Source organism: Mesorhizobium sp. C089B (assembly GCF_030323125.1).
Lineage (GTDB): Bacteria > Pseudomonadota > Alphaproteobacteria > Rhizobiales > Rhizobiaceae > Mesorhizobium.
On sequence record NZ_CP100469.1, the window covers coordinates 2,494,233 to 2,509,136 of the forward strand.

Genomic DNA, 14,904 nt, shown 5'->3' on the forward strand with positions numbered 1-14,904 from the left:
CTGAAATAGGCAGGGCTTGGAATTCACACCTTCTGCGTTTTCGCAAGAAAGCGTGATCCCTTTCCCGTGGATGAACTATCGGCATACCGGTCATTGGCCGGTTTGGGAACCGTTGGCGGGCGGAAACCTGCCCGTCCTCGTGTTGACAAGCTTGACTGAAGCTTGAACATGCCGCGGACGTAGCAGTGTCTGGAGGGTGTTATGGCGATGCGCGCGGCGGCTCGTGGTCTGTCGATCTTGATTCTTCTCATTTTCGCCTGGGGGTCTGTAGCGCAAGCGGCCGAAGCCCGCCGGGTGGTGACCTCAAATAATTCCGACTATTTCGGCTTCGATCTCAGATCGGACCAGAATGTCAGCCTCGATCAGTGCAAGACGACATGCCTCGGCGACCCCGCCTGCCGCGCCTTTACTTACAACAACAAGGCCAAATGGTGCTTCCTAAAGTCCGACTATAACCAGTTGAAACCCTTCAGCGGCGCGGTCGCGGGCAAGGTCGTCAATGTCGATGGCGACCCCGATATCGGCGCCCCGCCGGAACTCGCCTTCTTCCCCAACTGGATGGCCGACCAGGCCCAGCAATACCGCAACAAGCTGACCGATCCGGCCTATGACAAGCCGACCGACGGGCTGGAATCACTCCGCGCCGCCGCCGAACAGGCTGCACTGACCGGCGACCATGGCCAGGCCATGAACAAATACGAGGCCGCGGTCTCGGTCCTGCCTGACGACGGCCAGCTTTGGCTCGGTCTGGCGCGTGAAACGCTTGCCATACAGCCGGCCAGCGGCACCTCCGAATCCTACAATCTGCCGGTCAAAGGCACCTCCGCCGCCATCAACGCCTACAAATTGCTGCGCACCACCAAGACCCGCGCCGAAGTGCTGGCGCTGCTCGGCAACGGCCTCGACCGCCGCGATCTCTACCGTCCAGCCCTGCAGGCTTATGAAGCCAGCCTCGCGCTGGTCAGTTCGCCGGCGGTCAAGGCCGAATATGAGGATCTCAAGGCCCGCAAGGGCTTCCGCGTCATCGATCACTCGATCGACGCCGACACCAGCGCGCCGCGCATTTGCGCGCAGTTTTCCGAGGAGCTGGTGAAGACCGGCGTCGACTACGCCCAGTTCGTCACCGTCGACAACCAGCCGCCCAAGGGCGTCGAGGCCAAGGACAAGCAGATCTGCGTCGAAGGCCTGGAACACGGCCAGCATTACGAAGTGACCTTCCGCGCCGGCCTGCCGGCCGCAATTGGCGAGGTCACCGCCGCTCCGGTCGTGCTGTCGATCTATGTGCAGGACCGCGCGCCGTCCGCCCGTTTCACCGGCGACAGCTTCGTGCTGCCCGCCGGCGCCCGCCGCGGCATCCCGGTCGTCACCGTCAACATGAACGCCGCGCAGATGAAGCTCTACCGCATCGGCGATCGTTCGCTCGCGCAGCTTCTGTCCGGCTATCAGTTCCTGAAGCAGCTCGACGGCTATGATATCTCCAGCATTTCCGACCAGATGGGTGAGCCGGTCTGGCAGGGGCAGCTCGATATCGCCAACGACCTCAACAAGGACGTCACGACTTCGTTCCCGGTCGACGAAGCCTTGCCGCAGCGCAAGCCCGGCGTCTACGTGCTGACCGCGCAAGCGGTAAATGAAAATGACGAGGACAATTACAATTCGCTTGCCACGCAGTGGTTCGTCGTCTCGGACATCGGCCTGTCGACCTATACCGGCCAGGATGGCCTCAATGTCTTTGCCCGCTCGCTCGGAACCGCCAAGCCGATCGCCGACGCCGAACTGACGCTGCTGGCCAGGAACAATGAAATCCTCGGCACAGCCACGTCGGACGCCGAAGGCCATGCTGTCTTCAACCCCGGCCTGACGCGCGGCGACGGCGGCATGGTGCCGGCCGTTCTGATGGCCAAGCAGGGCGACAACGATTTCGTCTTCCTCGACATGGGCCGCGCCGGCTTCGATCTGTCCGATCGCGGCGTCGCCGGACGCGCCGCACCGGGCGCGCTCGATGTCTATGCCTGGACCGAACGCGGCATCTACCGCGCCGGCGAGGATGTGCATGTCGCAGCCCTTGCCCGCGACGGCGCCTCCAAAGCGGTGGAAAACCTGCCGCTGACCTTCATCTTCACCCGTCCCGACGGCGTCGAGAACCGCCGCATCGTTGCCGATGGCGTCTCGGCCGGCGGCTATGCCGTCGACCTGCCGCTGGAAGCCAACGCCATGCGCGGCACCTGGACGGTGTCGATCTATACCGATCCCAAGCAGGCGGCCGTTTCCAGCCAGATGTTCCTGGTCGAAGACTTCGTGCCGGATCGCATCGAGTTCGACATGAAGTCCGACAAGCAGGAGATCGCCCAGGGCGAAACCGCCAACATCGACATTGACGGCCGCTTCCTCTATGGCGCGCCGGCCGCCGGCCTCGCGCTCGAAGGCGAGCTGACGCTGTCGACGGCGCGCGACTGGGACCGTTTCGCCGGCTATTCGTTCGGCCTTGCCGACGAGCAGTCGGCCGAGCCTTCGGTCACCCCGTTCACCGGTCTGCCGGTGGTCGGCGACGACGGCAAGGCGACCTTCCCGGTCACGGTCGACCAGTTGCCCGCGACCACCAAGCTGGTCGACGCCAAGGTCACGGTTCGCATGCGTGAAACCGGCGGCCGCGCCATCGAACGCTCGCTCAACATCGGCATCCGCCCGCAAGGCCACATGATCGGCATTCGTCCGGATTTCGCCGACAATGAGGTGCCGCAGGGCGGCACCGCCAAGTTCAGCCTCATCGCGGTCGACCCCGACGGCAAGCGCGAGACGCTGAAGGGCGCGCAGTGGTCGCTGGTCAAGGTCGAACGCAATTACCAGTGGTACCGCAACAACAACTCGTGGAACTACGAACCGGTCACCTTCACCAAGTCGATCGCCAACGGCCAGGTCGATCTCAGCGCCGATGCCGAGGCGACCGTGACGATGCCGGTCGACTGGGGCCAGTACCGGCTCGAGATCGAGACTGCCGATCCCGAGGGCCCGGCGACCAGCTATGAGTTCGACGCCGGCTGGTATGTCTCCTCGACCTCCACCGAAACGCCTGATGGGCTCGAGATCGCTCTCGACAAGGACAGCTATGCCGTCGGCGACGTGGCCAAGCTGAAAGTGTCGCCGCATTTTGCCGGCGAACTGCTGGTCACCATTGGCGCCGACAAGCTGCTCAAGACCGTCACGGCAACCATGCCGGCCGGCGGCAGCACGGTCGACATCCCGGTCGGTGACGACTGGGGCGCCGGCGCCTACATCACCGCAACCCTGTTCCGGCCCGGCGATGCGCAGGAAACCCGCATGCCGGCGCGCGCCATCGGCGTAAAATGGCTGACGGTCGACCCAGGCTCGAAAAAGCTCGCCGTCACCCTGACGCCGCCGGACAAGACGATGCCGCGCCAGCAGCTGTCGATCCCGGTTTCGGTCGCCGGCGTAGCGCCGGGCAGCAATGCCTATGTCACGGTCGCTGCCGTCGATGTCGGCATTTTGAACCTCACCAACTACAAGGCGCCGGATCCGGAGGGCTGGTATTTCGGCCAGCGCATGCTCGGGCTCGAAGTCCGCGACATCTATGGCCGTCTCATCGACGGCTCCCTCGGCACCACCGGCAAGCTCAGGACCGGCGGCGACGGCGCCTCAATGCAGCCGCAAGGCAGTCCGCCGACCGAAAAGCTGGTCGCCTTCTTCTCCGGCCCGGTCCAGCTCGACGCCGACGGCAAGGCGAGGATCGACTTCGACATCCCGCAGTTCAACGGCACCGTACGCGTCATGGCCGTCGCCTGGACCAAGGAGGCCGTCGGCCATGCCACGACCGATGTCATCGTGCGCGATCCGGTGGTGATCACCGCCGGCCTGCCCCGCTTCCTGGCGCCTGGAGATGCAGCTATCATGCGGCTCGACGTCGCCGACACCGACGGTCCGGAGGGCGACTATGCCCTGTCGATCGCCACGACCGGCGACCTCTCGACCGGCGACAAGCCCTTGCCCGAAAAGCTGACGCTGGCCAAGGGCAAGCGCCAGACGCTGACCGTGCCGCTGATTGCACAGACGGCGGGCAATGCCTCGATCACCATCAAGCTCGCCCATGGCGACGGCACCGCCGTCGAGCAGACGCTGTATGTTCCGGTGCGTCCGGCGCAATTGCCGGTCACCACCCGTCTGGTCGTCGACCTCAAGGGCAATGGCGGCTCGCTGCGCGTCGACAAGGAGCTGCTCGCGGCAAGCCTGCTCGACGGCGCCTCGATCAGCGTCGGCGTTTCGCAGGCTGCCGCCTTCGACGTGCCGTCGCTGCTGATGACGCTCGACCGCTACCCCTATGGTTGCGCCGAGCAGACCACCAGCCGCGCCATGCCGCTTCTCTACGTCAACGATCTGGCGTCCGGCGTCGGCATGCAAAGCGATCCCGAACTGCACGACCGCGTCCAGGCGGCCATCTACAAGGTGCTGAGCTACCAGGCTTCGGCCGGCAGCTTCGGCCTGTGGGGTCCGGGCTCCGGCGATCTGTGGCTTGACTCTTACGTCACCGACTTCCTGACCCGGGCGCGCGAGCAGAACTACGACGTGCCGGCGCTGGCGATGAGCCAGGCGCTGAGCAATCTGCAAAACTCGGTCGGTTACGACCAGGACGTCCAGGATCGCGGCAGCGAAATCGCCTACGCGCTCTATGTTCTGGCCCGCAACAAGAAGGCCTCGGTCGGCGATCTGCGCTACTACGCCGACACCAAGCTCGAAGCCTTCTCGAGCCCGATGGCCGTCGCCCAGTTGGCGGCGAGCCTGGCGCTCTACGGCGACGCGCAGCGTTCGGAAGCAACCTTCCAGACGGCGCTGCAGCTGGCCAAGTCGACCACCGAATACGACTACTACCGGTCCGACTATGGCTCGCGGCTGCGTGATGGCGCCGCGATCCTGGCGCTCGCCGCCGAATCGAAGCCGGTGCCGACCATCGTGCCGGAGCTGATCCGGCTGGTGGCAAGGGAACGCGCCGATGCCCGCTGGACCAGCACGCAGGACGAGTCCTGGATGCTTCTGGCGGCCCGCGCGCTGAAGTCGGGCAACGACTCGATCACGCTGTCGGTCAACGGCGCGCCGCATGCAGGTGGATATTCCAACCACCTCAGCGGCACCGACATTGCCGACAGCCCGCTGACCATCGCCAACACCGGCGCCACGCCGCTGCAGGCGGTCGTCACCACGGTCGCCTCGCCGGTAGAGCCCTTGCCGGCCGGCGGCGACGGCTTCACCATCGACCGCACCTACTACAAGCTCGATGGCACCGAAGCCAACGTCACCGAGGCGACGCAGAACGAACGCTACGTGGTCGTGCTCAAGGTTTACGAGCAGAACCGCTGGCCTTCGCGCCTGCTGATCACCGACCTGTTGCCGGCCGGCTTCGAGATCGACAATCCGGGCCTTGTTTCCAGCGCCCAGCTGTCGAACTTCACCTGGCTGGCGCAAACCGACGCCGCCCATCTCGAATTCCGCGACGACCGTTTCGTCGCGGCATTCAATCCCAATGACGGCGATGGCGACCGCAACATCATGCTGGCCTATGTCGTGCGTGCGGTGACGCCGGGCACCTACGCCATCCGGCGGCCACGGTGGAGGACATGTACCGGCCGCAATATTCGGCCCGCACCGCCACCGGTATGATGGAGATCAAGGCGCCGTAAGGCGCCTTGACGAAGATGAACACGCCGATGTCCGCGACCATCTCCTTCTTCCCGCTATGCGGAGAGAAGGAGCCGGCAGGCGGATGAAGGGCACCACCATGCTCTCCAGAAAATTTCTCCGTCGAACAGGCATCGCCGCCGCCTCCCTCGTCGGCTTTGCGGCGATCGCTGCCGCTTCTCTCTGGGAACTCGACCGCGCTTTTCCGCCGCCGCTGCCCGGAAGGCTCACCGTCTCCACCGAGGTCCAGGACCGCGACGGCCAGCTGTTGCGCGCCTTCGCCACGCCGGACGGTTACTGGCGGCTCGACACTCATCTCGACCAGGTCGACAAGCAGTTCGTCGACATGCTGGTCACCTATGAAGACAAGCGCTTCTGGGACCATGATGGCGTCGATGTGCTGGCGCTGGCGCGCGCCGCCGGCCAGTTCGCCACCAGCGGCCATATCGTCTCCGGCGGCTCGACCCTGTCGATGCAGCTTGCCCGGCTGATCGAGCCACGCGAAAACCGCAGCCTCGGCTCGAAGATCAAGCAGATGCTGCGCTCCATCCAGATCGAGCGGCGCCTGTCCAAGCAGGAGATCCTCGAACGCTACCTGACCTTGGCGCCCTATGGCGGCAATCTCGAAGGCGTGCGTGCCGCCTCGCTCGCCTATTTCGGCAAAGAGCCGAAGCGGCTGACCGTCTCGGAAGCAGCCCTGCTCGTCGCCTTGCCGCAATTGCCGGAAAAGCGCCGTCCCGACCGCAATCTCACCATCGCTCATGCCGCCCGCGACCGCGTGCTGACCCGCATGGTATCAGCTGGCCTGCTCGGCGAGCGCGAAGCCGCGCGCGCCGCACTGGACGATGTCTCGGGCCTGCGCCGCAAATTGCCGGCGCTGGCGCCACACGCCGCCTACGCCATGCTGCCCAAGGCCGTCCCCGGCAAGCCGCTGCAGCTGACGATCCGCAAAAGCGTCCAGCAAGGACTGGAGCAGGTGGCGCGCGATGCCGCGATCAAACTTGGGCCGCGCCTCTCCGTCGCGATGGTGATGGCCGATGCCCGCACCGGGGACATCCTCGGCGAAGTCGGTTCGGCCGATTTCTTCGACGCCAGCCGCTCCGGCTGGATCGACATGACCAAGATCGTGCGTTCGCCCGGTTCGACGCTGAAGCCGTTCATCTATGGCCTCGCCTTCGAGCAGGGGCTGGTGGCCCAGGAAATGCTGATCGAGGACAGCCCGGTCGATTTCGGCGGCTACCGGCCGAAGAATTTCGACATGGGCTATCAGGGGGATGTCTCGATCCGCCAGGCGCTGCAGCTGTCGCTCAACGTGCCGGCAATCCGCGTGCTCGACTCTGTCGGCCCGGCACGGCTGATGGCGCGCTTCCGCCAGGCCGGCGTCAGCCCGGTGCTGCCGGTCAACGAGGCGCCGGGCCTCGCCATCGGCCTCGGAGGCGTCGGCGTGACGCTGCGCGATCTCGTCCAGCTCTATACCGGCCTCGCCAATGGCGGGAAGGCAAACACGCTGCATGACGGCACCGAGCCGGCCAACGACGAGCGCACCACCGCCACCATCCTCGACGCCCAGGCGAACTGGCAGATCACCGACATATTGTCGGGCGTGAAGCCGCCCCAGGGCGCCTTGCAGCGCGGCATCGCCTACAAGACCGGCACGTCCTACGGCTATCGCGACGCCTGGTCGGTCGGCTTCGACGGCCGCTACGTGCTGGGTGTGTGGGTCGGCCGCGCCGATGCCGGTGCGGTGCCCGGCCTGTCCGGCTATGTCTCGGCCGCACCCATCCTGTTCGAGGGCTTCGTCCGTTCAGGCCTCACCGCCGTCCCGTTGCCCAGCCAGCCGGCCGGCGTCGTCAAGGCCAGGCGCGAAGACCTGCCGGTGACATTGGCGCGCTTCGGCGCCGGCGCCGACGGACTGGTGCAGGCAGGCCCGACGGAACCGGCGCCAACGATCATTTTCCCGCCCAACGGCGCCCGCGTCGATCTCGCCACCAATTCCGCCGAGGCCTCGCCGCTGGTGCTGAAACTGCAAGGCGGCCGCGCGCCGTTCCGCTGGCTGGCCAATGGCAAGCCGCTCGTCGGCATCGACCGCCGCCGCACCGCGACCTGGCTGCCCGACGGCGCCGGCTATTCAACGCTCACCGTCATCGACGCCGTGGGACGCGCGGCAAGCGTGAAGGTGTTCGTTGAATAGATGGCGCCAAGCGATTCAGGGGATTGGGCTTCTTCGCCTGAAACCCGGCGCGAGGCACCCCCCTCTGGCCTGCCGGCCATCTCCCCCGCAAGGGAGATTGGCAGCTTCGGCGCCGCGCTCATTCAGCAACGTTGAAAATTGGCGAAAGCCGCAGCAACATCTGATCTCCCCCTTGCGGGGGAGATGGCCGGCAGGCCAGAGGGGGGTGTGCCGAAGCGCTTGCATCGAGGATTGGCCTTAGCCGTATCCATGTTCGTTTCGACTTGCTCCCCCGCCGCCGCCGATCCCCTGCCCGCCGGCTTCGTCCGCCTGGCCGATGTCGATCCCTCCATCCGCCAGGACATCCGCTATGCCGGCCTGGAAAACTTCCTGCATCGCAAGGCCGACGGCTATGACGCGCCGGTCTGCATACTCACGAAGCAAGCTGCGCAAGCGCTGTCCGGCGTGCAGAAAGCGCTCGCCGCCGACGGCCTGACGCTGGTCGTCTTCGACTGCTACCGCCCGGCCCGCGCCGTTGCCGACATGGGCAAATGGACCAGAGAGGGCGGCCCGCCCGATCCGCAATGGTACCCTCTGGTGCCGCGCGGCGACCTCATCGCCAAGGGCTATATCGGCGAATTGTCCACCCATTCGCGCGGCTCGACCGTCGATGTCGCCATCGCCCGCAGCGACGGCAAGAACAAGTCATCCGCCGCTTGCGGCGCGGCCGGCGCCGGCACGCTCGGTTTCGGCACCAGCTTCGACTGTTTCGACCCGGCAAGCGAAACCGCCCATCGCCCATTGGCGGCAGAAGCGGCGGCAAACCGCAAAAGGCTGCTCGACGCCATGCGCGCCGGCGGCTTCAAGAATTATGCGCGCGAGTGGTGGCACTACACGCTTCGGGATGAGCCGTATCCAAAGCTGCGCTTCGATTTTCCCATCACTGCGGGCTGAACCGCCCGGTGCTACACCGAGCCTTCCCTCGCTCGGCCTTGCTTCTGCGCTGTCAGCTCCTAGATAGCGTCAAACCGGCCGGATTCGGGTTAGACCAATATGAGGAAAATATTTCCTTCCGAAACCCAATATCGGCGAAAATTTCCTTCGGGGGGACAAAAAATGCAACGTTGAATGCATCTAATTTCTATCAATTCGATAGAGTTCAGCCGTCATCAACGGAGGCGGAAATGACCAAACCTCATTTCAAGAAACTGCTCGGCGCACTGGTCGCCACATCGATCCAGTTCGGCACGCTCGGTTTCGCGTTTGCCGATACGACCATTCTGAACGTGTCCTACGACCCGACACGCGAACTCTACAAGGCCTATGACGAAGCCTTCGTCGCACACTGGAAGGCCGAGACCGGCGAGACGGTCACCATCCAGCAATCGCATGGCGGCTCCGGCGCCCAGGCCCGCGCCGTGATCGACGGCCTCGATGCCGATGTGGTGACGCTGGCGCTCGAAGGCGACATCAACGCCATCGTCACCAAGTCGAAGAAGATCAACCCGGACTGGCGCAAGAAGTTCGAGAACAATTCGGCGCCTTACACCTCGACCATCATCTTCCTGGTCCGCAAGGGCAACCCGAAGGGCATCCACGACTGGAGCGATCTGGTCAAGGACGGTGTCCAGGTGATCACGCCGAACCCGAAGACGTCGGGTGGCGCCCGCTGGAACTACCTTGCCGCCTGGGCCTATGCCAACGCCAATGATGGCGGCGACGAGGCCAAGAACAAGGAATTCGTCGGCAAGCTCTACGCCAATGCTCCGGTGCTCGACACCGGTGCGCGCGGCTCGACGGTCACCTTCGCGCAAAAGGGCATCGGCGACGTGCTGATCGGCTGGGAAAACGACGCCTATCTGGCGCTCAATGAATTCGGAGCCGACAATTTCGAGATCGTCTATCCCCCGACCTCGATCCTGGCCGAGCCGCCGGTGGCGATCGTCGACGCCAATGTCGATGCCAAGGGCACCCGCAAGGTCGCCGAAGCCTATCTCGGCTGGCTCTATTCCAAGGAAGCCCAGACGATCATCGCCAAGAACCACTATCGTCCGGCCAAGCCCGAGCTGGTGGATGCGGCTGACATTCCGAAGACGCCCGAAATCAAGCTGATCTCCATCGACGATCCGCTTTTTGGCGGCTGGAAGAAGGCACAGCCTTATCATTTCGGCGATGGTGGTATATTCGACCAGATCTACAAGCCGGCCCAGTAGGATTTAGATCAGGACGACATGACCATAGCACCCGCCAAGGCGGGGTGGCGATTCAGACAGCCGAGTGTCATTCCGGGTTTCGGATTGACGCTCGGCTTCTCGCTTGCCTACCTCACGCTCATCATCCTCATCCCCTGTCGGGCCTGATCTGGCGCTCGGCAGCCCTCGGCTGGACCGATTTCTGGGCGATCGCCACCGACCGCCGGACCATCAACGCACTCGAAATCAGCTTCGGCACAGCCTTCATCGCAGCCGCCGTCAACGTCGTCTTCGGCACGCTCGTCGCCTGGGTGCTGGTGCGCTACCGCTTCCCCGGCCGCCGCGTCGTCGACGCCATGGTCGACCTGCCCTTCGCGCTGCCGACCGCGGTCGCGGGCATTGCGCTGACCACTCTTTATGCGCCCAATGGCTGGATCGGCCATCTCCTGGCGCCGCTCGGCATCAAGGTCGCGTACACGCCGCTCGGCATTGTCGTGGCGCTTGTCTTCATCGGCCTGCCGTTTGTCGTGCGCACGGTGCAGCCGATCATGGAGGAGATCGACAAGGAAGTGGAGGAGGCCGCTGCGACGCTCGGCGCCAACCGCTTCCAGATCATCACCCGCATCCTGTTTCCCGGCCTGGCGCCGGCCATCATCACCGGCTTCTCACTCGCTTTCGCGCGCGGCGTCGGCGAATACGGCTCGGTCATCTTCATCGCCGGCAACCTTCCCTACAAGTCGGAGATCGCACCGCTTCTGATCGTCATCCGGCTCGAGGAGTATAATTATCCGGCGGCCACCGCGATCGCGGCGATCATGCTTTTGCTGTCGTTCGTGATGCTGCTGGTCATCAACCTGGCGCAGTCATGGAGTCGCAAGCGCTATGGCTGACCCCGAGATCAAATCCTACGAACCGCATCACGAGAGCCGGTCGGCGGCGGTGACCGAAAGCCGGCCGGTGCGGCTGCTGCTGATGGCGGTGGCCTTCGCCTTCCTCGCCATCTTCCTGCTGCTGCCGCTGATCATCGTCTTCCACGAGGCGCTGGCGAAAGGCATTGGCGCCTACACGGAATCGCTCTCCAATCCCGATACGCGCTCGGCGATCCGGCTGACGCTGCTGGTGGCGGTGATCGCCGTTCCGCTCAACGTCGTCTTCGGCATTTCGGCTGCCTGGGCGATCGCCAAGTTCGAGTTCAAGGGCAAGGCTTTTCTAACCACGCTGATCGACCTGCCCTTCTCGGTCTCGCCGGTCATTTCCGGCCTGGTCTATGTGCTTTTGTTTGGCGCTCAGGGACTGTTCGGTGAATGGCTGAAGGCGCACGGCATCCAGATCTTGTTCGCCGTGCCCGGCATCGTGCTCGCGACCATCTTCGTCACCTTCCCCTTCGTTGCCCGCGAACTGATCCCGCTGATGCAGGAACAGGGCAACGGCGACGAGGAAGCCGCGCTCTCTCTGGGCGCCAATGGCTGGCAGACCTTCTGGTACGTGACGCTGCCCAACGTCAAATGGGGATTGCTCTACGGCGTGCTTCTGTGCAACGCCCGCTCGATGGGCGAATTCGGCGCGGTCTCGGTCGTGTCGGGCCACATACGCGGGCTGACCAACACCATGCCGTTGCATGTCGAAATCCTCTACAACGAGTACAACGCCGTCGGCGCTTTTGCCGTCGCTTCGCTGCTTGCCGGCCTGGCGCTGGTCACGCTGGTCTTGAAAACACTTCTCGAGATGCGCTACGGCGCCGAGATCGCCGCGACGCGCGGGCACTGACTAAATGCATATCGCCCAAGACTGGGAACCGGTTTTGGGACAACGACATGCACCAAATTACTGAGGGATCTACATGGAAGTTCGCGTTGCCAACGTACGCAAGGAGTTTGACCGGTTTCCGGCCCTCCATGACGTATCGCTTGACATCAAGTCGGGTGAGCTGATCGCGCTGCTTGGGCCATCCGGCTCCGGCAAGACGACGCTGCTGAGGCTTATCGCCGGCCTGGAGCGGCCGACGCGCGGAAAGATCTTCTTCGGCGACGAGGACGCCTCGCACCGCTCGATCCAGGAGCGCAATGTCGGCTTCGTCTTCCAGCACTATGCGCTCTTCCGGCACATGACGGTCGCCGACAATATCGGCTTCGGCCTCAAGGTGCGGCATGGACCGTCGCGACCACCGGCGGCCGAAATCCGCCGACGCGCCTCCGAACTGCTCGATCTCGTTCAGCTTTCCGGCCTGGAAAAGCGCTATCCGGCGCAACTTTCCGGTGGCCAGCGCCAGCGCGTGGCGCTCGCCCGGGCCATGGCCATCGAGCCCAAGGTGCTGTTGCTCGACGAGCCGTTCGGCGCGCTCGATGCGCAGGTGCGCCGGGAACTCCGCCGCTGGCTGCGCGAGATCCATGACCGTACCGGCCACACCACCGTCTTCGTCACCCACGACCAGGAAGAGGCGCTCGAGCTTGCCGACCGCGTCGTGGTGATGAGCCAGGGCCGCATCGAGCAGGTCGGCTCCGCCGACGAGATCTACGACACGCCGAACTCGCCCTTCGTCTACTCCTTCATCGGCGAATCGAGCATGCTGCCGGTCAAGGTTGAGAATGGCGAAATCTGGCTCGCCGACCGTCCGATCGGCGTGTCGGCGCCGCACGCACCCGAGGGCGATGCGACGCTGTATTTCCGCCCGCACGATATCGAACTGCTCGACGGCTGCAGCGGCTGCATCGCCGGCACGGTCGCCGCCAGCCGCCGCGTCGCCGGCACAAGACGCGTCGAACTGGAAATCGGCGGCGAGCGCCAGCGCGTCGAGATCGAACTGCCTGTGGACCATCCTGCGACGCAGAAGAGCCGGGTGGCGTTCAGGCCAAGGCGCTGGAAGCTTTTCCCGGCGGCATAGACATCGATCCGGCGCTACTCCAGCCAGTTCTCGAGCGTCAGGCCCTTGATCCGACGGAACTCAGCGGTGTTGGCCGTCACCAGTGTCGTCCCCAACACACAGGCATGGGCAGCAATGAAAAGATCATTGTGGCCGATTGGCTGGCCTCTGGCCTCCAGCTCGGCACGAAGTGCTCCGTATTCGTTATCCATCGGCACATCGAGCGGCAGCACAGGTAACTCGGCGAGCAATTGCTCGACCTTGGCGAGCAGCTTGGCCGATCCCTTGCGGGCGCAGCCATAACGCAGCTCCGAGGCGACAACGATGCTGGTGCACAGGGCACCGTCTCCCGCGCGAACCGCCGTACTGGCGGCTTTGCCGGCCGGATTTCGGATCATGTCGCTGATGATGTTCGTGTCCAGCATGAACCGCATCAGAAGATGTCCTCGGGCCCCACGGGCGCATCATGAATCTCGGGAAAGTCGTCTTCAGGACCAAGCGGCGGCTCTTTCGCCCATTGGGCAAGGAGCGCGACGAGGCCGGGTTTGCGGACCGGCTCGATGATCAGCCGGTCGCCATCGCGGCTGATCAGGACCTTCTCGCCAGGCAGCTCGAATTCGACAGGGATGCGAACCGCCTGACTGCGGTTGTTGCGAAACAACTTCGCCTCCCTGGGCGGTGGTATCGAGTGACGGTGCTGCGGCATGGCAGCCTCCCCTGTCTGTTCCACTTGTATATGCCATTTGTATATGCCATTCGGCTTCGAATTGCAAACCACAGAAAACCCCAACGCACCGGCATTTCGCCTGGAATGAATTTTCGCCGATAACCTGCTTCAGCGATTTCTTTTTCGCTGCAACGCCATACGTCTGCCCCGTGTGCCTCGCAGTACACCCTCCGGCCCGGCTATGTTCTGGCAACGCATTGCACATCGGAGCCTGTTTTCATGAAGCGTTTTTTGCTAAGCGTCGCCACCGGCCTGGTCCTCGCCTCTTCGCCGGCCTGGTCGGCCGACAAATTGCTCAACGCTTCCTATGATGTCGGCCGCGAATTGTTCGCCCAGGTGAACAAGGCTTTCGTCGCCGGCCATCCGGGCGTCACCGTCGACCAGTCGCATGCCGGCACCTCGGCGCAGGCGCGCGCCATTGCCGAAGGCCTCGGCGCCGATGTCGTCACCTTCAACCCGGTCACCGACATCGACTTTCTGGTCAAGAAAGGCCTCGTCTCCGCCGACTGGCAGAAGGATTTCCCCGACAACGCCTCGCCCTTCTATTCGCTCCCATCCTTTCTCGTCCGCGCGGGCAACCCCAAGCGCATCAAGGACTGGAACGACCTCGTGCGCGACGACGTGCAGGTGATCTTCCCCAACCCCAAGACCTCGGGCAATGCGCGCTACACCTATCTGGCCGCAACCGCCTACGCCAAGGAAGCCTTCAAGGGCGACGACGCCAAGGTGAAGGAGTTCGTCACCAAGCTGTTCAACAACGTGCCGATCTTCGACACCGGCGGGCGCGCCGCCACCACCACCTTCGTGCAGCGCGAGATCGGCGACGTGCTGATCACCTTCGAGTCGGAAACGCGCGGCATCCGCAAGGAGTATGGCAACGACAAGTTCGAACAGGTCACGCCAACGGTCAGCCTGCTCGCCGAATTCCCGGTGGCGATCGTCGACAAGGTCGCCGACGAGCACGGCAGCCGTGACCTCGCCAAGACCTATCTCGACTTCCTCTACACGCCCGAGGGCCAGACCATCGCGGCTGAAAATGGCCTGCGCGCCCGCAACGCTGAAGTCTCGGCAAAATACAAGGCCGACTTCCCCGATGTCCGCCTGCTGACGGTGGAAGACGTCTTTGGCGGCTGGGACAAGGTACAGAAGGAGCACTTCGCCGCCGGCGGTCTGCTCGACCAGACCTATGGCAGCCGCTGATATCAGCAGCGTTCGACCTCACCTCACAAGAAAGCCGGCGCTTTGCCGGCTTTTTCGTTTTCGCGCGCCG

8 protein-coding genes and 2 pseudogenes are annotated in these 14,904 nt (G+C 64.3%); 8 read left to right on the forward strand and 2 right to left on the reverse strand.

From position 1 onward, the window contains the following. Positions 1 to 201: 201 nt before the first annotated feature. The 7 genes and pseudogenes from NLY44_RS12570 to NLY44_RS12600 all read left to right on the forward strand — a co-directional run bounded on the left by NLY44_RS12570 (position 202) and on the right by NLY44_RS12600 (position 12,928). Positions 202 to 5,687, forward strand: a pseudogene (locus NLY44_RS12570) (alpha-2-macroglobulin family protein). Positions 5,688 to 5,770: 83 nt separating this feature from the next. Further along, a complete protein-coding gene (gene pbpC / locus NLY44_RS12575; RefSeq protein ID WP_286457324.1) occupies positions 5,771 to 7,876 on the forward strand; it encodes a penicillin-binding protein 1C in 2,106 nt (701 codons plus the stop codon). 249 nt (positions 7,877 to 8,125) lie between these two features. Continuing rightward, positions 8,126 to 8,809 (forward strand): M15 family metallopeptidase, encoded by a 684-nt coding sequence (locus tag NLY44_RS12580; protein WP_023804937.1) that lies wholly within the window; start codon positions 8,126 to 8,128, stop codon positions 8,807 to 8,809. 230 nt (positions 8,810 to 9,039) lie between these two features. Beyond that, complete coding sequence (locus NLY44_RS12585; protein WP_023673082.1) at positions 9,040 to 10,068, forward strand: sulfate ABC transporter substrate-binding protein; 1,029 nt, start codon at positions 9,040 to 9,042, stop codon at positions 10,066 to 10,068. Between the two features lie 18 nt (positions 10,069 to 10,086). Further along, a pseudogene (cysT, locus tag NLY44_RS12590) lies at positions 10,087 to 10,937 on the forward strand (sulfate ABC transporter permease subunit CysT). Further along, on the forward strand, positions 10,930 to 11,814 hold the full coding sequence (cysW, locus tag NLY44_RS12595) for a sulfate ABC transporter permease subunit CysW (protein ID WP_023690809.1): 885 nt from the start codon (positions 10,930 to 10,932) through the stop codon (positions 11,812 to 11,814). The pseudogene cysT and the gene cysW overlap by 8 nt, the downstream one beginning before the upstream one ends. Positions 11,815 to 11,887: 73 nt before the next feature. Beyond that, the gene (locus NLY44_RS12600; protein ID WP_023804936.1) at positions 11,888 to 12,928 is read left to right on the forward strand and encodes a sulfate/molybdate ABC transporter ATP-binding protein; all 1,041 of its coding nucleotides are present in this window, start codon (positions 11,888 to 11,890) and stop codon (positions 12,926 to 12,928) included. Between the two features lie 14 nt (positions 12,929 to 12,942). Here NLY44_RS12600 and NLY44_RS12605 read toward each other — a convergent pair whose 3' ends face one another. Beyond that, complete coding sequence (locus NLY44_RS12605; RefSeq protein ID WP_023725412.1) at positions 12,943 to 13,341, reverse strand: type II toxin-antitoxin system VapC family toxin; 399 nt, start codon at positions 13,339 to 13,341, stop codon at positions 12,943 to 12,945. Continuing rightward, positions 13,341 to 13,613 carry an AbrB/MazE/SpoVT family DNA-binding domain-containing protein gene (locus tag NLY44_RS12610; RefSeq protein WP_023687970.1) on the reverse strand — a complete coding sequence of 91 codons (273 nt, stop codon included), beginning with the start codon at positions 13,611 to 13,613 and terminating at the stop codon, positions 13,341 to 13,343. The genes NLY44_RS12605 and NLY44_RS12610 overlap by 1 nt, the downstream gene beginning before the upstream one ends. A 240-nt stretch (positions 13,614 to 13,853) precedes the next feature. Between NLY44_RS12610 and NLY44_RS12615 the strand changes: the two genes are divergently transcribed. Continuing rightward, positions 13,854 to 14,834, forward strand: a complete 981-nt coding sequence (locus tag NLY44_RS12615) for a sulfate ABC transporter substrate-binding protein (RefSeq protein WP_023804935.1) — start codon at positions 13,854 to 13,856, stop codon at positions 14,832 to 14,834. Positions 14,835 to 14,904 lie beyond the last annotated feature (70 nt).